General features: G+C 36.6%; 19 protein-coding genes. 15 read left to right on the top strand and 4 right to left on the bottom strand.

Translation table 11 applies throughout. The features are described 5' to 3' along the window. Positions 1–39 precede the first annotated feature (39 nt). From ASE74_RS08415 to ASE74_RS08405, 3 genes are all read left to right on the top strand, one after another. Entirely contained in the window at positions 40–2,748 is a 2,709-nt protein-coding gene (locus ASE74_RS08415) for a PQQ-dependent sugar dehydrogenase (RefSeq protein WP_055907090.1), read from the top strand. Positions 2,749–3,022: 274 nt separating this feature from the next. After that, complete coding sequence (locus ASE74_RS08410; protein WP_055907087.1) at positions 3,023–3,658, top strand: HAD family phosphatase; 636 nt, start codon at positions 3,023–3,025, stop codon at positions 3,656–3,658. A gap of 8 nt (positions 3,659–3,666) precedes the next feature. Next, positions 3,667–3,987 (top strand): DUF962 domain-containing protein, encoded by a 321-nt coding sequence (locus tag ASE74_RS08405; protein ID WP_055907084.1) that lies wholly within the window; start codon positions 3,667–3,669, stop codon positions 3,985–3,987. A 632-nt stretch (positions 3,988–4,619) separates the two neighbouring features. On the opposite strand, the gene ASE74_RS08400 is transcribed toward ASE74_RS08405, so the two are convergent. Further along, positions 4,620–5,804: a proline dehydrogenase family protein gene (locus ASE74_RS08400; RefSeq protein ID WP_055907082.1), complete on the bottom strand. Its 1,185-nt coding sequence runs from the start codon at positions 5,802–5,804 to the stop codon at positions 4,620–4,622. A gap of 94 nt (positions 5,805–5,898) precedes the next feature. Between ASE74_RS08400 and ASE74_RS08395 the strand changes: the two genes are divergently transcribed. Genes ASE74_RS08395 through ASE74_RS08385 form a run of 3 tightly spaced genes read left to right on the top strand, consistent with a single transcriptional unit; the run spans position 5,899 to position 8,127 of the window. Continuing rightward, positions 5,899–6,105, top strand: coding sequence for an RNA-binding S4 domain-containing protein (locus tag ASE74_RS08395; protein WP_029275915.1), 207 nt, complete (start codon positions 5,899–5,901; stop codon positions 6,103–6,105). Continuing rightward, the gene (gene aroB, locus ASE74_RS08390) at positions 6,105–7,163 is read left to right on the top strand and encodes a 3-dehydroquinate synthase (RefSeq protein ID WP_055907079.1); all 1,059 of its coding nucleotides are present in this window, start codon (positions 6,105–6,107) and stop codon (positions 7,161–7,163) included. Before ASE74_RS08395 ends, aroB begins: the two co-directional genes overlap by 1 nt. Before the next feature lies 1 nt (position 7,164). After that, entirely contained in the window at positions 7,165–8,127 is a 963-nt protein-coding gene (locus ASE74_RS08385) for a sterol desaturase family protein (RefSeq protein ID WP_055907076.1), read from the top strand. Positions 8,128–8,333: 206 nt separating this feature from the next. Here ASE74_RS08385 and ASE74_RS08380 read toward each other — a convergent pair whose 3' ends face one another. Beyond that, positions 8,334–9,641, bottom strand: a complete 1,308-nt coding sequence (locus ASE74_RS08380) for a M12 family metallopeptidase (RefSeq protein WP_055907073.1) — start codon at positions 9,639–9,641, stop codon at positions 8,334–8,336. A 783-nt stretch (positions 9,642–10,424) separates the two neighbouring features. Between ASE74_RS08380 and ASE74_RS08375 the strand changes: the two genes are divergently transcribed. The 7 genes from ASE74_RS08375 (at position 10,425) to ASE74_RS08345 (ending at position 17,649) form a co-directional block, all read left to right on the top strand. Further along, positions 10,425–11,045, top strand: coding sequence for a hypothetical protein (locus ASE74_RS08375; RefSeq protein WP_055907070.1), 621 nt, complete (start codon positions 10,425–10,427; stop codon positions 11,043–11,045). 316 nt (positions 11,046–11,361) lie between these two features. After that, positions 11,362–12,195, top strand: a complete 834-nt coding sequence (locus ASE74_RS08370) for a prephenate dehydratase (RefSeq protein ID WP_055907068.1) — start codon at positions 11,362–11,364, stop codon at positions 12,193–12,195. 111 nt (positions 12,196–12,306) lie between these two features. Beyond that, complete coding sequence (locus ASE74_RS08365) at positions 12,307–13,446, top strand: chorismate mutase (RefSeq protein ID WP_055907066.1); 1,140 nt, start codon at positions 12,307–12,309, stop codon at positions 13,444–13,446. Positions 13,447–13,621: 175 nt separating this feature from the next. After that, entirely contained in the window at positions 13,622–14,911 is a 1,290-nt protein-coding gene (gene aroA / locus ASE74_RS08360) for a 3-phosphoshikimate 1-carboxyvinyltransferase (protein ID WP_055907064.1), read from the top strand. Positions 14,912–15,058: 147 nt separating this feature from the next. Continuing rightward, entirely contained in the window at positions 15,059–16,156 is a 1,098-nt protein-coding gene (aroC, locus tag ASE74_RS08355; RefSeq protein WP_055907061.1) for a chorismate synthase, read from the top strand. A gap of 2 nt (positions 16,157–16,158) precedes the next feature. Continuing rightward, positions 16,159–16,764, top strand: coding sequence for a DUF1684 domain-containing protein (locus ASE74_RS08350; RefSeq protein ID WP_055907058.1), 606 nt, complete (start codon positions 16,159–16,161; stop codon positions 16,762–16,764). Positions 16,765–16,893: 129 nt separating this feature from the next. After that, a complete protein-coding gene (locus tag ASE74_RS08345) occupies positions 16,894–17,649 on the top strand; it encodes a LytTR family DNA-binding domain-containing protein (protein WP_055907055.1) in 756 nt (251 codons plus the stop codon). On the opposite strand, the gene ASE74_RS08340 is transcribed toward ASE74_RS08345, so the two are convergent. Further along, positions 17,650–19,965: a tetratricopeptide repeat protein gene (locus ASE74_RS08340; protein WP_235526037.1), complete on the bottom strand. Its 2,316-nt coding sequence runs from the start codon at positions 19,963–19,965 to the stop codon at positions 17,650–17,652. A gap of 273 nt (positions 19,966–20,238) precedes the next feature. Further along, complete coding sequence (locus ASE74_RS08335; protein ID WP_055907049.1) at positions 20,239–22,659, bottom strand: thiamine pyrophosphate-dependent enzyme; 2,421 nt, start codon at positions 22,657–22,659, stop codon at positions 20,239–20,241. Positions 22,660–22,830: 171 nt separating this feature from the next. Here ASE74_RS08335 and ASE74_RS08330 point away from each other — a divergent pair, with 171 nt between their 5' ends. Further along, entirely contained in the window at positions 22,831–23,223 is a 393-nt protein-coding gene (locus ASE74_RS08330) for a DUF1573 domain-containing protein (RefSeq protein WP_055907329.1), read from the top strand. A gap of 62 nt (positions 23,224–23,285) precedes the next feature. Further along, positions 23,286–24,485: a pyridoxal phosphate-dependent aminotransferase gene (locus ASE74_RS08325; protein ID WP_055907046.1), complete on the top strand. Its 1,200-nt coding sequence runs from the start codon at positions 23,286–23,288 to the stop codon at positions 24,483–24,485. Positions 24,486–24,526 lie beyond the last annotated feature (41 nt).

Here is a 24,526-nt window from a genome sequence, read left to right as displayed (position 1 = left end):
ACTATATTCTATATTTATAAAAATCCCTCAGCCAAATAGATGAAAACAAGATTTACCCTATTGATAGCTGCAATTGCAGTTTTATTTATTTCCGCAACAACTCTAAACAAAAATATTTACAAGCGTAAAACTTTCGATTTATTTAATAAAAACAAAATTGATACGCCAGATCAGGACCGCTTTGTTAAAGTAACCCTTGCACAGGGCGAATTTACTGAACCCACTGAAATGGCCGTACTTCCGAACCTCGATATCTTGGTTGCCCAGCGAAGGGGCGAGTTATTAATTTATAAGAATCAAACCAAAAAAATTAAAGAGGCAGGCAAACTCGATGTTTACTTTAAAACCAACACTCCTGATGTTAATGCAGAAGAAGGCTTATTGGGTATGGCTGCAGACCCTAAATTTGCGGTAAATAAATACATTTACCTTTTTTACAGTCCGTTTGATAAGTCGGTAAACAGATTATCGAGATTTAAACTGGTGAATGATCAGCTCGTTAAAGAATCTGAAAAAATCGTTCTCGAATTCTATTCTCAGCGCGAAATATGCTGCCATACAGGTGGTTCAATTGCGTTTGGATCGGATAACTTACTTTATGTTTCCACAGGTGATAACTCCACTCCTTTTGATGTGCCAAAACAGCAATATGTAAATAAAGGATATGCCCCGCTTGACAATAGAAAAGGACTCGAACAGTATGATGCCAGAAGATCGGCCGGTAATACCAACGATTTAAGGGGTAAAATATTAAGAATAAAAGTAAATGAAGATGGCACTTATAGCATTCCTGATGGAAATCTTTTCCCGAAAGACAATCCAAAAACAAGGCCTGAAATTTATGTAATGGGCGATCGGAACCCATACCGCATTTCTGTTGATCAAAAAAACAATTTTTTATATTGGGGTGAAGTTGGCCCTGATGCAAGTAATGATGATGCTTTAAGAGGACCAAGAGGTTATGATGAAGTAAACCAGGCGCGCAAAGCAGGTAATTTTGGGTGGCCCTTATTTATTGGCAATAACTATCCTTATAAAGCGTACGATTATACAAATGGAGCCAACGGAAATGCTTTCGATCCTGCAAAGCCGATCAATAACTCGCCAAATAATACGGGGCTGGAAGAGCTTCCACCAGCACAACCAGCTTATATATGGTATCCTTATGGCGAATCGAAGGAGTTTCCTCAGGTTGGTGCAGGCGGCCGTACAGCAATGGCTGGCCCGGTTTATTATGCTACGGCAAATTCTCCATACCCGGCTTATTATAATGGAAAACTGATTATTTATGAATGGGTTCGTGGATGGGTTAAAGCAGTAACCATGAACGCACAGGGCGATTATGTAAGCATGGAGCCTTTTATGGGGAATGTTTCTTTGGCCGCACCAATTGATATGGAACTCGGGCCCGACGGAAAAATTTACGTTCTAGAATATGGTAAAGGCTGGTTTACGAAAAATCCGGATGCAGCAATAACAAGAATCGATTACCTTAAAGGAAACAGGCCACCAAAGGTAGAAAGCCTTAATATTACCAAAACGAGTGGCTTACTTCCATACAAATTAAACGCAAATGTTTCGGCTAAAGATCCTGATGGTGATGCCTTAACCTATGTGTGGAACCTTGGAAAAGGAGTTATTAAAACCACCACTACACCAAATTTACAATATACTTTTACAAAAGCAGGCGAATATCCGGTAAGTGTAACTGTAATGGATAAAAGCAAAGCTTCAGCAAAAAGCCAGGTAATTTCTGTTTTTGCCGGCAATGAACATCCTAATGTAAGTATAGATTTAGCGGGGAACAAAACTTTTTATTTCCCGAATAAACCTGTTGATTATAAGGTATTAGTGAGTGATAAAGGTGCCAAAGTAAATAATAGCCGCATTTATATTTCCGATACTTATACCGAAGGCACAGATTTAGCAGGTGCACAACTTGGTCACCAGCAGGCTGCACAAACCATGGTAGGCAGGGCTTTAATGCTTAAAGCCGATTGTAGCACCTGCCATAAAGAATCTGCTGTTTCTATCGGGCCTGCTTTTGAAAAAATTGCAGCAAAGTACAAGAACGATAGCAAAGCTTCCGATTACCTGGCTTCGAAGGTAATTGGCGGTAGTCAGGGTGTTTGGGGAGAAGTACCCATGCCTGCGCATACGGCTATGAAAGTGGCTGATGTTAAAAAAATTACAGAATGGATTATGACATTGGGTAATAAAGAGGCTGTTAAAGCTTCACTTCCAACTTCGGGTAAAATTGTTCCACCGGCAACTACTGACAAAAAGAAATCGGTACTAACCTTAAAGGCAACTTATACTGATGCAGGTGCCGCAGGTTTAAAACCATTGACCACAACCAATACCATCAATCTTAAAAGCAGTGTAATTGATGCTGATGACCTTAAAGATTTTTCAGGATTTCAGCGAAAAGACGTTTTTGGTGGCGAAAAATTGGTATTGACTAAGGATATGGGATGGATAGCGATTAAAAATGTCGATTTAACCAGTATTTCAGGCTTTAGTTATTCATTTCTGAACCTTGATCCGGGAGCTGATGGAGAAATCGAAATCAGATTGGACGATAGTAAAGGAATTATGATTGGAAAATCGACCTTCAGAAAAAGTATTCCTATAAATATGATATCGGATGGAAAATTTCATAGTGTCTATTTTGTATTTAAAGAGCTAAAAACTGGCGACAAAAAGAACCGACCAATTATTCAATCGATTACTGTAGAACCTAAGTAATTTACACGATTTTTTATTATTGTTATTCCATAGCAGGCGGGAATCTTAATGCAAATAGAAATTAAAAATAAATACATGAAGATTATCATAAACAAAATCTTCGTGGCTAATGATTTGCCCCGCTAGCTATCTGAATGATAACGACGCTTATGCTAAAATATCACGCCCGAAACCAATACTAATGTGTTTCGGGCTTTTTATTGTAAAAAAATACGGTTTAACGCCTTTCATTAAATCAACAATAATATCTTTGCAGCAAATCCTGATGATTTCCATGCAAAACATTAAAAACATTATTTTCGATTACGGAAACGTAATATTTGATATCGATTTCAGAATTGCACAAGCCTCTTTTCAAAAACTGGGCATTACTGATATTGAAAACTTCTTCGCACATAAAGGACACAATAAATTATTTGACGATTTCGAAACCGGTGCCATCTCACCAGCTGAATTTAGGGCAGGAATTAGAAATGCAGCAAACAAACCAGACCTTACTGACGGACAGATTGATGATGCATGGAACAGCTTATTAATTGGAACAATACAAGAAAACCATGACTTGCTGCTTGAAGTTAAAGCAAAATACCGCACTTTTTTATTGAGCAACAACAATGAAATCCATTACGATTGGATAATTAACTACCTGAAAACAAGTTTCCAGATCAATAATTACGACGCATATTTTGAGAAAGCTTATTTCTCGCAGCACATGAAATTGCGTAAGCCAAACACCAACATTTTTGAACAGGTATTAAAAGACAATAATTTAAATCCAGCCGAAACTTTGTTTATTGATGATAGTCCGCAACATATAGAGGGTGCTAAAAAAGTTGGGCTAAATACCTTGTTAATGACTGAAAAACCTGCTCAATTGGGTGCTTTTTTAAAAGCAAACGGAATTTTGTAAATTACTACATGGCAGAAAAAAAGTTTAAGTCGCTTAAAGAGTTCTACCCTTTTTACTTATCAGAACATACCAATACCACATCGCGTATTTTACATTTTATTGGTACGGGATTGGTTTGTTTGGCCTTTTTTACCGGTTTTCTTTTTCATAACTGGCATTTTTTCCTGGCAATACCTGTTTTAGGGTATGGCTTTGCATGGATTGGGCATTTTTTCTTCGAAAAGAACAAACCCGCAACTTTTCAATATCCAGGTTATAGTTTGGTAAGCGATTTTATCCTTTTTTACGATTTGCTCAGCGGCAAACAATCTTTTGTAGTTAAGAAATAATTTCAGCACGGCGATTGCTAAGATTCGTCTCCCTGAATTCATTTCAGGGTCTTTTAATGCAACATAATTACTGAAATAAATTTCAGCACGGCGATTGCCAAGATACGTCTCCCTGAATTCATTTCAGGGTCTTTTTAAAGCAAGGTAGTTACTGAAATAAATCCAGCACAACGATTACCAAGATTCGTCTCCCTGAATTCATTTCATGGTCTTTTAACGCAACATAATTACTGGAATAAATCCAGCATGGCGATTCCCAAGATTCGTCTCCCTGCATTCATTTGAGGGTCTTTTTAAAGCAAGGTAATTACTGAAATAAATCCAGCACGGCGATTGCCAAGATTCGTCACTCTGAATTCATTTCAGGGTCTTTTAAAGGAAGATAATTACTGAAATAATTCAGCATGAGGATTGCCAAGATTCGTCTCCCTGAATTCATTTCAGGGTCTTTTAAAGCAAGATAATTACTGAAATAAATTCAGTATGAGGATATGAAAAAAAATCGTCATTTCAATTGAAGCGCAGCGAAATGGAGAGATCTATCTATTTAGAATTCTCTACTGCGCTACACTCCGCTCAAAATGACGATTCCGTGGTTAACTTCAAACCACTAAATGTTTACCGAAACTGAATTATAGTTTCCTTCTTTTTAATTCTCTTTCAATCAAACCCAACTCACGACCTGTTTGTCCGGCTACTGAAGTATTTTCTTGCGCCCTTCTAAATAAGTAAGGCATTACAGCTTTAATCGGCCCATAAGGAACATATTTAGCTACATTGTAATTAGCATCAGCAAGGTTAAAACTTAGGTTATCGCTCATACCTAACAATTGAGCGAAGTACACGTGAGGGTGATTATGGCTGATATTTTTTTCTTCCAAAAGATAAGTCAGTAAACGGCTGCTATCTTCATTGTGTGTACCGGCAACAATGGCAATTTCATCAATATGATCTACACAATAACGTAACGATTCGTTATAATCGCGGTCAGATGCTGCTTTATCTGGTTGAATTGGTGAAGGATAACCCATTTCCAATGCGCGTTTACGTTCTTTTTCCATGTAAGCACCACGTACCATTTTAACACCCAGGATAAAACCATCCGCTTTTGCAATCAGATGGTCGGCTTTCATATCTGCTAATTTATCATGGCGGTACATTTGGTAGGTATTGTAAACAATAATACGCTCACGGTTAAATTTTCGCATCATGTCTAAAGCCAGTTCATCAATCGTATCTTGAATCCAGGTTTCTTCTGCATCAATCATAACCGGCACACCTTTATCAAAGGCAGTTTTACAGATCATTTCGCAACGAACCTTTACTTTTTCAAATTCTGCTTTTTCTGCGTCATTTAAAGTTTGCTTGGCATCCAGTTTCTGTAATAGGGCAAAACGGCCAATTCCGGTAATTTTGAAAACAGTAATCGGAATTTTTGAATCACCATCTGCACGTACAATGGTGCGGATAATTTCGGCACAGGTTTCATCAAAAACCTGTTCTTCATCTTCACCCTCTACCGAGTAATCCAAAATAGTTCCTACACCGCCTTTATCCAGCTGCTCAATGGCTTTATTACATTCGGCAATGGTTTCGCCACCGCAAAACTGCTGAAAAATGGTGGCTTTAATTGCTCCCTGAATTGGCAAACCAATATTTAAAAAGAAATTGGTAATGGCCGGTCCAACTTTGGTTAAAAAATTACTGCCGATCATTTTAAAAAGCCAATAGGCTTTTTTTAGTTCATTGTTAGATTTTTGACGGAAAGCAATCTCCGTGTTATCGAAATTTGGTTGTTTGTTGGGGGATAAATCCATTTTTATCAGTATAATAAGTCAGATTGGTGCAAAATTATAAAAAGCATTGGTTGTTAAAACTAAAAACCTTTAAATTATCGTATTTTTGCATAAAATGATACAATTCAAATTAGAAGGCGAATTTATTCCATTAATCCAACTGTTAAAAGCAAGCGGATTGGTTGGCAGTGGCGGTGATGCCCAAACCGTTGTAGAAGATGGTTTAGTAAAAACGAACGGAGAAGTCGAATTCCGCAAACGTTATAAGGTTAGGGTTGGTGATATTATTACTTTTGGAGAAAATAAAATAGAAGTTATTTAATGAAACCACTAACCAGCGCAGGCCACACCCTATATTTCGAAAGTAACCTTGAAGCACTTAAAACGCTTTTAGAAAGTAATAAATACAGCAAAGTTTTTGTTTTGGCTGATGAGCATACCAGCGAAATCTGCCTGCCACTTTTTCAATCACTTTTAGATGATTTTTCTGAATTTGACCTCATTGAAACATCGGCAGGTGAAGAAAATAAAAATATTGATTTTTGTATCGGAATCTGGAAAACCTTATTGGATTTTGAAGCCGACCGCAAAAGTTTAATGATCAATTTAGGTGGTGGCGTAATTACCGATATGGGTGGGTTTATTGCATCTACTTACAAAAGAGGTATCGATTTCATTAATGTACCCACTACCCTTTTATCACAGGTTGATGCCTCAGTAGGTGGTAAAACGGGCATTGATATTGATAATGTTAAAAACATGGTAGGTACTTTTACCTTGCCGCAAATGGTTTTTATAGAAACAGCCTTTCTAAAAACTTTGCCCCAACGTGAGCTTTTATCAGGTTTTGCCGAAATGATCAAACATGGCTTGATTTACGACAAACCTTATTACGAAAAATTAAAAGCCAGCAATTACCTTAGCCCGTCTGCTGAAGATATTTACCGTTCGGTAGAAATTAAAAACGAAGTGGTAACCATCGATCCGCACGAGAAAAACCTTCGGAAAATTTTAAACTTCGGCCATACCATAGGGCATGCCGTAGAAGGTTATTCATTGGCCAATGATGAAAATCCATTAACACATGGAGAAGCTATTGCCATTGGTTTTGTGTGCGAAGCAGCATTATCAATCAAAAACAGTACACTAACAAAAGAAGAACTGAATGATATTAGTGGATATATTTTATCACTTTATCCAAAATACCACATCAAAAAAGAAAGTTTTGATACACTTTTAGAATTGATGCAAAGCGATAAAAAAAATGAAGATGGAAACATACTTTTTTCGCTCTTGGAAAACACCGGTAAATGCACGTTTAACTGCCGTGTAAGTACTGCTGATATTTTAAGCAGTTTGGATTATTATAACAGTTTATAAAATGAATTTTACCGGAAGTGATATTTCTGTTGTCGGGCTTTTTGGTTTCGTAATCGTTTTAACCCTAGTTGAAATGTATTTCAGTTACCAGCACGATAAAAAACTATACACCAAGCGCGATACCTGGACAAATATTTACCTGATGACAGCGGCGGTTGTAATTAATTTGGGCACAAAAACATTTACGTTTTTCTTGCTGGCTTATTGTTATCAATTCCGTTTATTCCAAATTTCTAATGTTTGGGTTTACTGGATAGTTTTAATTTTAGCACAGGATTTTTTGTATTGGTTTTTGCATACCGTTGGGCATTATGTGCGTTTTTTCTGGGCAATGCATGTTACCCATCACTCATCAGAACATTTCAACCTAACCACTGGCTTCCGTTCAACCGTGTTCGAACCTTTGTACCGCGTTTTCTTTTACCTGCCATTGGCATTTATGGGTTTTACGGCTGTTGATATACTTTTTGCCTATCTCATTACCCAAATTTATGGTAATTTGGTGCACACGCAATACAATATCAAACTTCCAAAATGGTACGAATACATTTTTGTAACGCCATCTCATCACCGTGTACACCATGCCAGCAACGTACGTTACCTTGATAAAAATATGGGTATGGTTTTAATCCTTTGGGATAGGTGGTTCGGAACTTTTCAGGAAGAATTGCCAGAAGATGTGGTTAAATATGGCTTAACTACACAACCTCAGGATACTGGCGCTGTAAATATTATTTTCCATGAATTTATTGCCTTAAAGGCTGATGTTAAAAAGGCACCCACTTTTATTGATAAGATAAAGTATATTGTTAATCCACCGGGATGGAGCCATGATGGAAGTACTAAAATTGCTAAAATAATGCAGCAGGAATTGCGGGAAACAGAAAAGCAAAATTATGAAGAACTGCAGCAACAAAAAGTAAAAGGACTTAACGATCGGGGAGAATTAAGTTCTACAGGATAAAAGCCTTTTAACCAAAACTGGCTTACAGAGTTTTTACTTTATTACAGCATGTTTTTAAATATCTCTTTATACTTTTTACCTTACTGTCTATTCTGATGGGGCATTAAATTGAATACTTTGATCAAACAAATATTGTGAGTTCAAAATGAATCAGGTTTTAAAAAATCCTACGCAACAATTGCCAAATGCGTAGGATTTTTTGTGATCTACAATTTTGTAAAGTTGAATCTTTGGGCTGCAGAAGTTTGGTTAGCTGCATTTACCACAATGTTGGCAGCATCGTTAGTACTTTGACCACTTACTTCAACATTTAGCCCAAGAGCGTGCTTAGGCGATAGAATAAAACCAGCATTACCACCATTTTTCAGGCTAAATTGCTGGTTATTTAAATTAGCATTCGTTCTCAACTCTACCTGAGTACCATTTGTAGTACCAGCGTTGCGCACTGTTAAAACCTTGTTGGTATCTGCACTAGATTTAATCTGGTAATATCCGTGTTCAACTTTCCTAAATATGAATCTTTGGTTTGCATTGCCATGGGAAGGCCAGATAATAATATTTGTACCATCAGTGATACTGCCTCCAAAAATATCAAAAGATTTTGTTCCTAAATAAGACGGTGTAATTTTATACACACCACTATAATCTGTTGGAAAATATAATGCTTTTAGGCCTTCAATGTCACCAATTGATAACGCATCTCTTTGTCCATTAAAAGTGGAACCATCCAGTCTGGTTATTGTTGGATTTCCGTTTGAAGAAAAAGAGTATGCCCCATATAACATCACTGACTGAAAGTCAAACGGGCCATGGCCTCCAAAATTCGGGTCGGTATTAAAATTGTACTCCAATCCAGATTGTATGTTACCATAATTTATAATAACATATTGATCTCTATCTGGCCTGCATTGTTCATGCATTACACCTAGAGAGTGCATCACTTCGTGCATCAAAATCCCAACGTAATTATAGTTGTACAGGTTTACGGTATTAACCCTGTTTTTCCGCCAGCCTAACGGAGAGTTGTTGCCACCTGACAATACGAATTGTATGTATTCGGCCTGGTTGGTCCTTTTTACAAACTTAATGCCTGTAGCATTGGTAATATTTGTTAAGCCTGCGTCGATGGTAGACACATAACTATTGTATTGTGCTGTCGTCATTTTTGCAGGATCCGGATAGTTGTAATAAGCAACTGAACCCGGCCATGTTGCTGAAAAAGCTTGTATAATTGTAGCTCTTTCTTTTGCAGAGATATTATTTGCAAGCTTTTTTAATATATTAAACTGTTCTTGGCTGATGGTAATGTCACCAGCATATTTGTAAATACCGTCTACTTCAACTACATAAGTCGGTTTTCCATTGATAGACAGTTTGTGAATGGTAGAATCACCTTGTTTTACAGATGACATGGTATCCTTGTTGCCCAGGTCGTCTGTTTTGATCTCTTTTTTACAGGAGTTGAGCGTTGCAACTAAAAGAAGCAATACACATGCTTTGATTAATGATTTCATAGGAAAATTAGGTTTTAAATTTATAATGGTTTGGCAGTTGTTTATAGGCTGTGCTTTTTAGTCCAAATACTGAAATAGTAGCTATAAAATTTATCACGAAAGACGACATAAATAAACTTAAACATTTTATTATCACGTATTTGAGTTTATTTATTTTTCTAAATAATTAATATTTCGACTTACTCACCCAAAGCGACGCGACGATTGAATATTTGCAAATAATTTACATGCTTTCGAATATTCAATTTCCAAGGTTGTTTAAAGTAAAATAATGACACTCGAATTTATAACTATAATTATAAACATTACACGAATAATTTATACATTGAGTAATGAAAAATTATACACAATTATAAGAATTTTCCTAACTAATATGTAATATAAATGTATTAAATATCAAATAAATTGTGTTCTATTCCAGATAAACAAATTTTGATCAACTGAAGAATTGAAATTAAGCAAAGGTTTGGGTATAGCGGTTTGCTATTAAGTGCCATTATCTAATTGAAGAATCCAGTAAGTATTGATTACAATATGAATTTTTAACTCAATTTTTGTTAACGATTTCTTCTATTTTTTAGCCACGGATACACGGAAAACACCGATATTAAATTTATAACACTTGTCCGCAACATTAACTTCATTCTCACGCATGCAGCAATCTTAAAGCCTTAACTAATTATTTAAGCAATTGCGTGAAGCAAAAAATCATTTAACGAATTAGTTTCATTATCATATTCTTTTTAGCACAGTATTTAGCATATTGCGTTAAATTATATTGCCATGAAAAACTTAATGCTCTCCACCTTAACATTGTTTATTCTAATACTCAATACCAAAGCCCAAGAAGTTAAAAATATTAGGTATTTTGATATAGATAATAAAGAAATCAATAAATCTGTATTCGATGAGAAAAGATCTACTAATGTTTTTTTAGATATTCCAGGCGATTCATCCAATCATCGCAAACTGATTAACAGAGAAGAGCAAGGCAAAATAAAGGATAAAACCAAACTCCTTTTATTGTTAGAAACAGCATCAAATAAAGAAATTGATTCGCTAAAGCCAATTGTAATAATTTATCATCCTGGACAGGACAGTTCCAATTCCACTGGAAATACTGATTACATTAAGGCCAAACACAAAGAATTGAAAACAGCATTATTAAAGCAGTATAAAATAAAGCCAATATACATTTACGCTGAAATAACTGGTACCGGGCAATATGGTTCTTCAATCAACTGGATCAAAGATCCGGAACAAAGCATCAAGAAACATTTTTTCAAATATCATTATCCCTCCGGCAGTTTTGTGGTGATTGACAGAAACGGCAATTACGTGAGCTATTTAGGCGAATATATGACCAGTGCCATCTTAGCTGTTACCAAAAAAATGACAGAATAAATTCACCCCTCAAACCATTTTAAATTTTGCCTGATTACATCAAAAAGCACGATTTATACCTAAAACCCATTAAGATCATTTTTAACAAAATTAAATTTTATTAAAAATATTTTCGTTTTACTATTGACAAATTAAATTTTGTTCCCTACATTTGGCTCAACAAAAAAAAGAATGAAAAATTTTAACACATATTACTTTGGTTACTTTTACTATTTTAGTGAGAGCCGGGGCTAATATGCAAAAAGATATATAAAAATATTAAAATGTATAAAAAAGTCCCGGCAAACAGCCGGGACTTTTTTGTTTTAACGCAAAAATGGAAACGACAAAACGAGTAGCAATTCAGGGTATTAAAGCATCTTTCCACGAAGAAGCCGCTTACAAATTCTTTGGTAAAAACATCGAAACTGTTGAGTGTAATTCTTTTAAAGAAACCTGCGACAAGCTTGAGAAAAATGAAGCCGACTTTGTGGTAATGGCTATAGAAAACTCCATAGCAGGCAGTTTATTACCCAATTACACTTTAATCCGCGATTATGGATTTTCAGTTGTAGGCGAAGTTTACCTTCCTATTCAATTGCACTTAATGGCACTACCGGGTGTAAAATTTGAAGACATTAAAGTGGTTACCTCCCACCCGATCGCCATCCGCCAATGTATCGATTTCTTTTACGATTACCCGCATATTAAAATTGTAGAGAGCAATGATACTGCTGCCTGCGCAAAACGTATCCAGGATGAAAAATTAACGGATACAATGGCCATTGCTAACAGCTTAGCATCAGAATTATACGGATTAAACATTCTGGAACGCCGGGTAGAATCCAATAAGAAAAACTATACGCGCTTTCTGATCCTTAAAAAAGATAAAACAGACGAAGGAAAGAGAATAAACAAAGCATCAATCTGTTTTCAGGTTGGCCACAAAGCAGGCTCCTTGGCTACCGTTTTAAACATCTTTGCCGAACAGGATGTAAGCTTAACAAAAATACAATCTATGCCGGTATTGGGTAAAAGAAACGAATATTACTTTTATGTTGATTTAGAGTGGCCAAGCACAGAGAAGTATGATAAAGCAATTAGAAAAGCATTAAAATATACTTCAAACTTTAATATACTTGGCGAATACCAAAAGAATGATAAAGTATAATACTCGGGAGCCCGAATAAAATAGCAGAACATCCAATTCATAATATAAAATAATTAAAATATAATTCCAGACATCCGCTTAAGGAATACGGATTTAAACAAACCCATCATCATGAAACTTAATTTAAACATCCAACCATTAAACACCTGGTTAAACGTAAACAACGAACCATTAATCATTTCTGGTCCTTGCAGTGCAGAAACTGAAGAACAATTATTAACTACAGCACATTTATTAGCTGCTACTGGTAAAGTATCGGTATTGAGAGCTGGCATCTGGAAACCACGTACCCGTCCGGGAGAATTTGAAGGTATTGGAAGTATTGGTTTAGAGTGGTTAAAACGTGCTAAAGCAGAAACTGGTTTACCAACAGCTGTAGAGGTTGCAAATGCAAAACATGTTGAAGAGGCTTTGGCAGCTGGTGTAGATATTTTATGGATTGGCGCACGCTCTACTGTAAACCCTTTTACCGTTCAGGAAATTGCTGATGCTTTAAAAGGACATGATGTTCCGGTATTGATTAAAAACCCAGTTAACCCTGATTTACAATTATGGATTGGTGCAATTGAACGTATTAACGGTGCTGGAATTACTAAAATTGGTGCTATTCACCGCGGATTCTCTTCATTCGAGAAAAGTTCTTTCCGTAACGAACCAATGTGGGAACTGGCTATCCAATTAAAAACACTTTGCCCTGAGTTACCAATCATTAACGATCCAAGCCACATTTGCGGTAACCGTGAGTTAATCCCTTACATTTCTCAAAAAGCATTGGATTTAGATATGCAAGGTTTAATGATCGAATCTCACGTAGATCCTTCAGTGGCCTGGACAGATGCTAAACAACAAGTTACTCCTGCTGCTTTAGCTGAATTGGTTGATCGTTTAACCGTTCGTGAACCAGAAGCGCCAAACGAAGCTTTTGCTGATAAATTAGCTGACTTACGTAAATCAATCGATAAAATCGATGATATTTTATTACAGAAATTAGGTGAGCGTATGGCTATCGTTGAGAAAATCGGCGAATTTAAACGTGATAACCAGGTAACTATTTTACAGGTTAACCGTTGGGATGCCATCATTAAAAAAGGTCATGCTTTTGCAAAAGCTTTAAAATTAGACTTAAACTTTACTGAGAAATTCTTAGAATTGATGCACGGTGAATCGATCCGTAAACAAACTGAAATTATGAATGCAGGCAAAGCTGAAAAAGGCATTGCAGCTGAGCAACATACTGAGGTTAAAGCGTAGATGAGGTTAAAAGCTGAAATACTAAAGCTTAAAGCTAAGTTTTACAGTGATGTCATTTTGAGCATGTTGAATACCTTACGGTAGTTTTCGATTAACTCAATTGGATATTAAACAATATAATGTAGTGTCAGATGAATATCTCTGACACTACATTTAAGAATAAAACAGAATAAAAATGTCGAAAAACGCCTTAGTTTCTTTTAAAGGAACCAAGAATATTGATACGGAAATCCAATTAACAGGCTCTAAAAGTGAGTGCAACAGGGCTTTGATTATTAGCGCTTTAAGCAAAAAACTGGTTAAAGTAGAAAATCTTTCCAATGCTGCCGATACGGTAACATTAAACGGTATCTTAAACAAGTTGGGTGTTGAAACTAGTGATACAGGAGCAGAAGCTAAACTGAAAACTGCAAACTCTGAACTTGTTGATGTTGGCCCTGCCGGTACTGCCATGCGCTTCTTATCAGCTTATCTTTCCGCCAAAAATGGCAATTTCCTTTTAACAGGAACCGAACGGATGAAACAACGCCCAATAGGGATTTTAGCTGAAGCATTGAGAACAATCGGAGCTGACATATCCTATGCGGAAGCAGATGGTTTTCCACCGTTAAACATTGTTGGCCCTTTAAACCAAAAAACAGCCGAAGTTAAAATCAAAGGCGATATCAGCAGTCAATATATTTCAGCTTTGCTGATGATTGCCCCTATCCTGCCCCAGGGATTAACTTTAGAGATTGAAGGCGAACTTACTTCAAAGCCTTATGTAGATATGACTTTGGATATGCTTGCCGAAGTTGGGATTGAACATGCCTGGAACGGAAATTCGATTACCATTAAACCACAGGCTTTTAAACCTGGCACCCTGGTTGTTGAACCTGATTGGAGTGCAGCATCTTATTGGTATAGCATTGCAGCACTGGCTGATGAGGCAGAAATTAGTTTACCTGCATTAAAAGAGAAAAGTTTGCAGGGCGATAGCCAGATCAAAAATATTATGAAGATTTTTGGCATCGCTACCAGCAAAACCGATAAAGGAATAGCCATTAGCAATTTAGGCCTTACTTTAGATACAAAAGAAGTTTTAGACTTAAAAACCTGCCCTGATTTAGCACAAACTATAGTGGTTATTGCGGCTGCTTTAGGTAAAAATATGGCTTTTACAGGCTTAGAAACCTTAAAAATTAAAGAAACAGACCGTGTTGCTGCCCTTCAGAACGAATTGGCTAAAATTGGGGTTACTTTTACAGAAGAAAATCTGATATATACTTTAAATACCGAAAATCTTCATTTTCCTGATAAAGTTACGTTTGCCACCTACGAAGACCACCGTATGGCGATGGCTTTTGCACCACTTGCACTATTAATTAACGAAGTTGAAATTGAAGAAATGCAGGTAGTAGAAAAATCTTATCCATATTATTGGGAAGATTTGAAAAAAGCAGGATTTGATGTGAAAGAGATTTGAGACACGAGATAGGAGATTTGAGAGAATCTATACCAGGGTTGAACACTAGATTAAATTAAGACAAATAAACAACAAGCTAACTAGATTTGAGTAGGGCTTGAGGTGTAAATCTCAAATCTATTATCTCAAATCTAACATCTAAATAATATGGCAGGCAATTCATTCGGGCAACTATTTCGCATCACTACCTTTGGCGAATCTCATGGCGTAGCAATTGGGGTAATTATTGACGGCTGTCCGGCGCAGTTGGATATTGATATGGATTTTATCCAGTCAGAACTGGATAAACGTAAACCGGGTCAATCCAAAATAACCACACAAAGGAAAGAAAGCGATACCGTTCAGATTTTGTCGGGCATTTTTGAAGGAAAAAGTACAGGTACACCGATTGCACTTTTAATTCCGAACGAAGATCAACGCTCAAAAGATTATGGCCACAATGTTGATATTTACCGTCCGAGCCATGCCGATTATGTTTATGATGCAAAATATGGTATTCGTGATCACCGTGGCGGAGGCCGTTCTTCTGCCCGTGAAACAGCTGCCCGTGTAGCTGCAGGTGCAATTGCCAAATTGTTTTTAAAACAGCAGGGTATCGAAATTTTTGCTCACGTTACTTCGGTAGGTACTATCGAAGCACCAAATTTAGAAAGCAATGATTTAGCTGCGCTACTTCAAATCAGGGAAGAAAATATTGTGCGCTGCGCTGATCCTGCAACGGCACACGAAATGATTGAGTTTATTGATTCAGTTCGTAAAGACGGAGATACCGTTGGCGGAAAAATTGGTTGTGTTATAAAGGGTTGTCCGGCTGGTTTAGGAGAGCCTGTTTTTGATAAATTACATGCCGATTTGGGCAAGGCAATGCTGAGTATTAATGCCGTACATGGCTTTGAATATGGCTCTGGTTTTGCAGGAAGCGAATTAAGAGGATCGCAACACAATGATATTCCACAACCAAAGAATGCAGATGCTAAAGTATTTAAAACCACTACCAATTATGCCGGTGGTATTTTGGGTGGCATTTCTAACGGAATGGATATTACTTTTAAAGTAGCTTTTAAACCTGTTGCAACCATAATGCACAACCAGCAAACCATTAATGCCGCTGGTGAAGCTTCAGAAATTAAAGGAAAAGGCAGGCACGATCCATGTGTGGTTCCCAGAGCTGTGGTAATTGTAGAAGCGATGGCCGCCCTGGTTTTAGCTGATCAGTTTTTAAGAAATAAAGCAAGTGTAATTTAAGCATGAGAATCATTACCATATTATTTCTGCTGGTGAGTATAAATACTTTTGCCCAAACCTATACTGAGCAGATTGCACAGCACCGTGAGGCTTACAAGGCAGATTTTTTAAAGGATAACAATTCTCCGCTTAAAAAGAAAGACCTGCAAAACCTGCACTTTTTTGATGCAGACAGTGCCTATAAGGTATTGGCTGAAGTAGAAATACTTAAAAATGAAAAAGTGTTTAAAATGCCAACTTTTAACGGAACAAGTAGCGATTATTTCAGGTTTGCACATGTAAATTTCAGTTTGAACGGTGTTAAAATGCAAATGACATTGTATAGAAGTGTTTCGCTATCAACCAATCCGATTTATAAAGACCATCTTTTTCTTCCATTTACCGACGAAACCAATAATAAAGAAACTTATGGAGGTGGCAGATATATTGATCTGGATGCCAAAAATATTAAAGATAACCAGATTGAATTGGACTTTAACAAGGCCTATAATCCTTATTGCGCCTACAGCGATGGCTACCGCTGCCCCGTGCCACCAGAAGAGAACGACCTCCAATTGGCCATAAAAGCCGGCGAAAAATTATACACTGGCGAAAAGAAACACCGCTAATAATAGTGTATACCAACTTTATCAAAAAATTGATACCTGACATGTATTATAATCTACATTTTAGTGTAAATTAGAAACATTAAGTATAGTTTTTTGTTGTTCACTAAAATTAAAATAACCTATCCCTAAATGACCTATAGCTGCTTAATCGTTGATGATAACGAAATAGAAAGAGATGCAATTGAAATGCATCTTAAAAAAATCCCATCATTAAACATTATAGCAGTATGTAATAATGGTATCGAGGCTTCACAAATTTTATCAACCAATACCGTTGATATTGTTTACTCTGATATTGATATGCCCGAACTATCTGGTATGGATTTATTAAAAAGCCTTAAGCAACAGCCTTTATTTATATTTATCACCTCATTTAGCGAATATGCAGCAGAAAGTTTCAATCTTGATGCATTAGATTTCATTGTTAAACCTGCAACTTTTGAGCGCATATTAAAGGCAACCAATAAAGCTATTGAATACCTCGAATTGAAAAAACTCGTAGGAAAAGAAAAAACCTATGATGACAATTCTACCAATGAGGAAGGTGGCGACCATTTCTTTTTCAGAGAAACCAAAGGCATTACCAAATTAAGGTACGATCAAGTGATTTACATTGAAAGTATGGGCGATTTTTCTAAACTATTTACAAGTTCCGACAAGCATATTATTTTGGTTAGTTTGAAAAACCTTGAAAAACAATTGCCATCCAAAATATTTTCAAGGGTACACAAGCAGTACATTATCAACATCAACCATATTACTACGTTAACTAACCACGAGGTGCATTTAGAGCACAATTTCCTTGTACCCATCAGTGCATCCAACCGTCAGGAATTGCTGGAGAAATCTATCGATAAAAAAATCTTATCCAGGTTTTTAAAATAATTATTTCTTCAATATAATTTTAAAGTAGCTACCACCTGAAGGATTAACATCAGCACTGATTTTGCCATCCATTAAACCGATAAAAGTTCGGCAGAGCAGTAAACCTAAACCTGTGCCTTTTTCTTTATTGGTACCCAAAGTACTCACTCCAGCACCAAGGTAACCGGGTTTATTAAAATGGTTTACCTGCACCTGTGTTAAACCAATGCCATTATCAGAGATTTTTAGCTCCATATAATTTTCCAATCCGGCTGCAGTAATTTCAATCAAACCACCATTGGGCGTAAATTTAATTGCATTGCTTATTAAATTGCGCAGCACCAGGCTAAGCATATTTTCATCTGCTTTACAAATGCTTTTCTCGGGTACCAGGTTATTGATGTTTAAATGCTTCTGACCGGCCACATCCTGTAAGGAATTAATCACCTCAGCTACCAAATAATGTATATCAAGCGACTCTAAATATGGATTGAAACCCTGCATCTGACTTGCCGCCCAATTGAGCAGATTCTCCATCATTGTAGAGGTATAGGTAAGGTTATTTTTAAGGGAAGCGGCGTAACGGTTTAACTTTTCCTGCTCAATATTACCACCTTCCAACAATTGCATAAAGGAGATCAGTGAATTTACCGGCGTACGCATATCATGACTTACCACACTAAAAATACGGTCTTTAACCTTACTTAACTGCTCCAGTTCGCGTTTTTGGTTATTGATAATTTTATTTAACCTGGTTGTTTTTCTCTGGTTAAAAAATATAACCACGGCTATTATTAAAATTAGTGTAGCGGCAATGGTTAGAAATATTTTTACGCGCCAATCAAATTTAATTTGTTGCTCCTGTTTGCTAATCTGTTTATCTTTTACACTTGCCGCAATTTGTGCCTGAAATTTAGCATTGGCAAATCTACCTTCCTGTGCCAAACGCTGAATATCAAGATCGGCCTTTGCTTTTTGGAACGTTAATAAATCTAAGGCGTTTTCTTTATCACTTAAGGCCAACTGTTGCCTACGCAGAATAAGTTCTTGCTGTTGTCTTTTTAACTCTCCTTCCGTAAGTTTTTGCTTCATTAAATAATCGCGTTCTTTTACGCCAAAATCAATCTGCATTTGCCTTCTGGTGATTTCTTTTTCCTTTTCCTGGTCAAAAATTTTATCCCTTAATACAATATACTGTTTGTAATAAGCCAACGATTTATTGTAATCTTTCTGTTTTTCGTAAACGGCACTTAAGCATAAACTGGATTGCTTTTCAATTTCCAGAAACCTATTGTCTTCGGCTATTTTCAAACTGTTTTTAAGCAGGATCAAGGCGTTATCGAGGTCATTTTGTTTTTGATAAAAATTACCCAGTGCATATAAACTGGAAGCATAAGATTCCTTATCATCCCTGGTTTTATTTAATTCAACCGATTTTTGGTAAGAAAGTAATGCGGCATCATTATCGCCAATAGCACTGTAAATATCAGCAAGATCGCGTTTCACTGTAGCCACAAGCCCGATATCATTAATGGCCTCTGCTACCTTAAGCGATTTATTATAATGCTCCAAAGCCAATTTAACCTTCTGTTTAGGCAACACATTCATTTCCATCAGCTCTTTATCTGAGGCTTCGAAATAGTTGGAACCTATTAATTCATACACCACAGCCACTCCCCTGGTGTTTTCACCATCTTTGAGGAAAACCTTTAATGCCATTTTCATATACACTAAAGCCTGACTCTGATTGCCCAAATTTTGATATATGGTAGAAATATTGGTATAACAACTGGCCATGTCGGTTTCATTGCCCATTTTCTCATAAATCGCAATTGCTTTTTGATTTACATCCAGCGATTTAACATAATCCGGAATACTACCGTAAAGCGCACCAAGGTTAAGATAGGTTCCGGCTTCCATATCCTGATTACCTATTGAAGCAAATTCAGCAACTGCATTAAGGTAGTTTTCTTCTGCCTTCTGGTAATCAGAACGGCCATGGTACATCAGTGCCCTACGGTAAAAGGCTATTGCAGAAAATTTCTTTAGGTTCTTTTCATGGGCAAGCTGGATCGTCTTATCTAAATATTCTTCAGATTTATCAATATTCCGCATCCTCATGTACTGACGGTAAACCTCAGTCAATATTTTGATCTTGGTCGAATCAGATTTTGTATTTTTTTGATTTAAACTTAAAAGGCTGTCTAGTTTTTTCTGCGGTGCGCTCATTTGTGCAAAACCAGCGTTGCAAAGCAATAAAAACGACGAAATTACAATACCAGTTTTAAAAATACGGAGTGTGTAATTAATCTGTTTATTAACACAATACTGCTTCATTTCCCAGTAAAAACTAATCATTTTTACTCTTGGAAAATGCATGTAAAAAGCCTAAATAATTACAGTGTTTCACAATTGGGATGATATAAAACATACTGAGATAAAAAAAATGTTATGATTTATAAAAGTATATAAAAATTCGATTACTAAGTAACCGGATTTTTACCTTATTTATAAAAAACAATTATTTTCGTCTTAATGTGACTACAAGATTTTAATAAACCGAAGATAGCAATCAGAGGGAATCATATTGACCGCTATTTAGTTCAAAAGTTAAAATATTGCAGGGTATTTTGCCGGATTCGCATCATGCATCATTTGATAAATGGTTTCAATCACGTCATCTACAGATGGTTTACTAAAATAATCACCATCAGAACCGAACGGTGGACGGTGTGCTTTTGCCGATAATGTTTTTGGCTGCCCATCCAGGTGGAAATATCCTTTTTGTTCCTCTAAAATCTTTTGTAAGATATATGCCGATGCGCCTCCAGGAACATCTTCATCTACAATCAGTAATTTATTGGTTTTTGAAAGTGAATTTACACAAACATGGTTTATATCGAAAGGTAAAAGGGTTTGCGGATCTATAATTTCTACAGAAATACCTAAAAGACTTAATTCTTCTGCTGCCTCCTGAACTATCCTTAACGAAGAACCATAAGAAACTACGGTAATATCGCTTCCTTCTTCCAAAACTTCGGCTTTACCTAAAGGAACAGTAAATTCGCCCACGTTTGTAGGTAATTTTTCTTTTAAACGGTAACCATTTAAACATTCGATTACTATAGCAGGTTCATCAGCCCTAAAAAGGGTATTGTAAATTCCAGCAGCTTGTGTCATATTTCTGGGTACACAAAGGTGTAAACCTCTTAATGAACCCAATAACATACTGATTGGCGAGCCAGAATGCCAGATACCTTCTAACCGGTGGCCACGAGTACGCACAATAACGGGTGCTTTTTGAATGCCTTTTGTACGGTATGAAAGTGAGGCTAAATCATCACTCAGCACGTTTAATGCAAATATTAAATAATCAAGGTACTGTATTTCGGCAATGGGTTTCAAACCACGCATTCCAAGGCCTATTCCCTGACCCATAATGGTCATTTCTCTAATTCCGGTATCGGTAATTCTTAATTCGCCATATTTGGCCTGTAAACCCGCAAAACCTTGATTCACATCACCAATATTACCTAAATCTTCACCAAAAGCAACCAAACGCTGATCGCGGGCAAAATTTTCGTTAAAACAGGCGTTAAGTACTTCCCTGCCATCAACCATTTTAGACAGGTCATCATAAATTGGATCTACAACCGCAATTTTTGCAGGACTTTCCTTACCATCGGTATGTAGTTTTGAGTTGTACCTGTCGTAATTAAATTTTTCCTGGTTTTTGTACCAGTTTAACAATTCATCGCGCTCTGCTGAGCTGTTATTTACTGATAACCGGATCGCCTTACGTGCAGCAACAAAAACCTCTCTGCGTTGTGCATCAGCAATTGAAGCTAAATTGGCGGCGATTTTCGCCAGCTCGGGCTGATGTTTAGCCACCCCACTGATCAGGTCGACAACTTGCTTATGCTCTGGCTTAATGCTATCTAAAAACTCATTCCAGGCTTCTTTTTGGGCATTACGAACAAATATTTTAGCTTCTTTTTCTATTTCTGCTATTTCTTCTTCTGTAGCAATTGCAGAATCGAGCATCCATTCACGCATTTTTAGAATACAATCATGCTCAGTTTCCCAGGTTAAACGATCTTTTGATTTATAACGCTCATGAGAACCGGAAGTAGAATGCCCTTGAGGTTGAGTGAGTTCGGTTACGTGGATTAAAACCGGTACGTGTTCGGTTCTGCAAACATTTATTGCTTTTTCATACACTTCGCATAACGCGGGATAATCCCAGCCTTTTACTTTATAGATTTCGTATCCAGGTTGTTCTGGCTCCCGTTGGAAACCTTTTAAAACCTCAGAAATATCTTCTTTAGTGGTTTGGTATTTTGCCGGAACGGAGATTCCATAAGCATCGTCCCAAATGGAGATAGCCATCGGAATCTGCAAAACCCCTGCTGCATTAATGGCTTCAAAAAATACTCCTTCTGATGTAGATGCATTGCCGATGGTACCAAAAGCAACTTCATTACCATTAACAGAAAAATGTTTTAGATAGTCGAGTTCTCGATTTTGCCTGAACAGTTTAGATGCATAAGCTAAACCCACCAGGCGCGCCATTTGCCCTCCGGTTGGCGAAATATCTGATGAACAGTTTTTTATCTGTGTTAAATCGTTCCAACTCCCATCTTCATTAATTGATTTGGTTGCAAAGTGACAGTTCATCTGCCTGCCACCAGAAAAAGGATCGGCCCCATTGGTGGGATTTGCATAAAGTTGTGCAAAAAATTCTTTTATAGTGGAAATGCCTGTTGCGAAAGCAAAAGTTTGATCTCGGTAATAACCCGAACGCCAATCGCCGTTTTTAAAAGCTTTGGCCATGGCAACCTGCGGAACCTCTTTACCATCCCCAAAAATGCCAAACTTAGCCTTGCCTGTCAATACTTCTCTACGACCTAAAACACTTGCCTGCCTACTCTCATAAGCTGTTTTATAGTCGTTTATAACAATTGATTTAAAATCATCAAAACTTAATTCAGAAGCATCAATAGGGTTGGTCATCAATTTTTCATTCGGCATAGTAATCAAAGATTGGTTGCGGCAAATATATACAAAATTAAAAGTTTGCCTTTAACCTCGATTGTAAAATTATATATCGATTTGCAAAATAATAATTGGAATAGTTTTTGTTTTAATCTGAAAACATTAAATTTGTTTAAGGAATTTAAAAATAAATTACAACCACATAACATGAAAAAGATCTTAGTATTATTCGCTTTTGTTTTAGGTTTTGGTATTGCTGCAAATGCACAAGCTAAACCTGCTGAATTTAAATTTGAAGCTGAAACGCACGATTTCGGTAAAATTGTTTTAAACAAACCAGTTACTTACGATTTTAAATACACCAATGTTGGCGAAGAGCCATTAATTATTACCAAAGCTGAAGCAAGCTGTGGATGTACTGTACCTAAATATACTTCTACACCACTAAAAAAAGGTGAAACAGGTGTAATTTCAGTAACATTTAATGCTGCTGCTGGTCCATCTACATTTTCAAAAGCTGTAACCATCACTTCAAATGCTAAAACACCTATAAAAGTGCTTTACATTAAAGGTGAAACTGTTGCCGCAGCATCAAAGTAATTTTTTAATCGATAATATTTAAAAAGTCCCGATTTTCATCGGGACTTTTTTATTTTTGTGCCATGCCAAAAATTTCACAAAAAGGGGTGCAGATGCCTGCATCGCCGATCAGAAAATTAACTCCCTTTGCAGATCAAGCTAAAAAAGATGGTAAAAAGGTTTATCATTTAAACATTGGTCAACCAGATATAGAAACCCCTGAAGGAATGTTAAATGCCATAAAAAACATTGATTTTAATGTTTGGGCCTATACACCATCAGAGGGTACTCTTGCTTACCGTTTAAAACTTACCGAATACTACAATAAATTAGGCTATAATATTACGCCAGAAAATATATTGGTAACCGTGGGTGGTTCTGAAGCGATAACCATTGCCATGCAAACCTGTGTAAACGAGGGAGATGAAATTATTATTCCAGAACCTTTTTACGCCAACTATAATGGTTTTGCATGTATGAGCAATGTGGTGGTGAAACCGATCCTATCTTATATCGAAAATGGTTTTGCCTTGCCTCCTATTGCTGAGTTTGAAAAACTGATTACTGAAAAAACGAAAGCTATAATTATCTGTAACCCCAATAACCCTACTGGTTATTTATACTCAAGAGAAGAATTAGAGGCTTTAAAAACGCTTTGTATAAAATACGACCTGTTTTTATTCTCAGATGAAGCTTATCGTGAATTCTGTTACGATGGCAGAGCATTTATTTCTCCAATGCATTTGGATGGCTTGGATGAAAATGTTGTTATTATGGATACGGTTTCTAAACGTTATAGTGCATGTGGTGCTCGTTTAGGCTGTTTAATTACTAAAAACAAAGAAGTTATTGCCTCAGGTTTAAAATTTGCACAGGCGAGGTTGAGTCCGGGTATGGTAGAACAGATTGCAGGAGCTGCTGCTGTAGATACACCAGATAGTTATTTTGAAAAGGTAAACACTGAATATACTTTACGCCGCGATACTTTGGTTGGCAGATTAAACAATATTGATGGAGTATTTTGTCCGAATCCGGGTGGTGCATTTTATGTTGTGGCTAAATTTCCGATTGACGATGCGGATAAGTTCTGTCAGTGGATTTTAGAAGATTTTAGTCATGATAACCAAACGGTAATGATGGCACCTGCTACAGGGTTTTACTCTACACCAGGCTCGGGCAAAAACGAGGTACGTATGGCATACGTATTAAATATTAATGATTTAAATGCTGCGATGGATTGTTTGGAAGTAGCTTTGCAGCAATATCCGGGTAGACAAGTATAGTTTGCAATTTTCAATTTTCAATTTTTAATTTCAGATGCCAA

This window comes from Pedobacter sp. Leaf216 (genome assembly GCF_001421515.1).
In the GTDB taxonomy this organism is placed as follows: domain Bacteria; phylum Bacteroidota; class Bacteroidia; order Sphingobacteriales; family Sphingobacteriaceae; genus Pedobacter.
Note: the sequence above shows the minus strand (reverse complement) of the source record. Positions and strands in the feature narration are given on the sequence as shown.

Bases quoted from the DNA above. Each gene is read 5' to 3' on its own strand.
- ASE74_RS08415 (WP_055907090.1), top strand. From the start codon at position 40: ATGAAAACAAGATTTACCCTATTGATAGCTGCAATTGCAGTTTTATTT.
- ASE74_RS08410 (WP_055907087.1), top strand. From the start codon at position 3,023: ATGCAAAACATTAAAAACATTATTTTCGATTACGGAAACGTAATATTT.
- ASE74_RS08405 (WP_055907084.1), top strand. From the start codon at position 3,667: ATGGCAGAAAAAAAGTTTAAGTCGCTTAAAGAGTTCTACCCTTTTTAC.
- ASE74_RS08400 (WP_055907082.1), bottom strand. From the start codon at position 5,804: ATGGATTTATCCCCCAACAAACAACCAAATTTCGATAACACGGAGATT.
- ASE74_RS08395 (WP_029275915.1), top strand. From the start codon at position 5,899: ATGATACAATTCAAATTAGAAGGCGAATTTATTCCATTAATCCAACTG.
- aroB (WP_055907079.1), top strand. From the start codon at position 6,105: ATGAAACCACTAACCAGCGCAGGCCACACCCTATATTTCGAAAGTAAC.
- ASE74_RS08385 (WP_055907076.1), top strand. From the start codon at position 7,165: ATGAATTTTACCGGAAGTGATATTTCTGTTGTCGGGCTTTTTGGTTTC.
- ASE74_RS08380 (WP_055907073.1), bottom strand. From the start codon at position 9,641: ATGAAATCATTAATCAAAGCATGTGTATTGCTTCTTTTAGTTGCAACG.
- ASE74_RS08375 (WP_055907070.1), top strand. From the start codon at position 10,425: ATGAAAAACTTAATGCTCTCCACCTTAACATTGTTTATTCTAATACTC.
- ASE74_RS08370 (WP_055907068.1), top strand. From the start codon at position 11,362: ATGGAAACGACAAAACGAGTAGCAATTCAGGGTATTAAAGCATCTTTC.
- ASE74_RS08365 (WP_055907066.1), top strand. From the start codon at position 12,307: ATGAAACTTAATTTAAACATCCAACCATTAAACACCTGGTTAAACGTA.
- aroA (WP_055907064.1), top strand. From the start codon at position 13,622: ATGTCGAAAAACGCCTTAGTTTCTTTTAAAGGAACCAAGAATATTGAT.
- aroC (WP_055907061.1), top strand. From the start codon at position 15,059: ATGGCAGGCAATTCATTCGGGCAACTATTTCGCATCACTACCTTTGGC.
- ASE74_RS08350 (WP_055907058.1), top strand. From the start codon at position 16,159: ATGAGAATCATTACCATATTATTTCTGCTGGTGAGTATAAATACTTTT.
- ASE74_RS08345 (WP_055907055.1), top strand. From the start codon at position 16,894: ATGACCTATAGCTGCTTAATCGTTGATGATAACGAAATAGAAAGAGAT.
- ASE74_RS08340 (WP_235526037.1), bottom strand. From the start codon at position 19,965: ATGAAGCAGTATTGTGTTAATAAACAGATTAATTACACACTCCGTATT.
- ASE74_RS08335 (WP_055907049.1), bottom strand. From the start codon at position 22,659: ATGCCGAATGAAAAATTGATGACCAACCCTATTGATGCTTCTGAATTA.
- ASE74_RS08330 (WP_055907329.1), top strand. From the start codon at position 22,831: ATGAAAAAGATCTTAGTATTATTCGCTTTTGTTTTAGGTTTTGGTATT.
- ASE74_RS08325 (WP_055907046.1), top strand. From the start codon at position 23,286: ATGCCAAAAATTTCACAAAAAGGGGTGCAGATGCCTGCATCGCCGATC.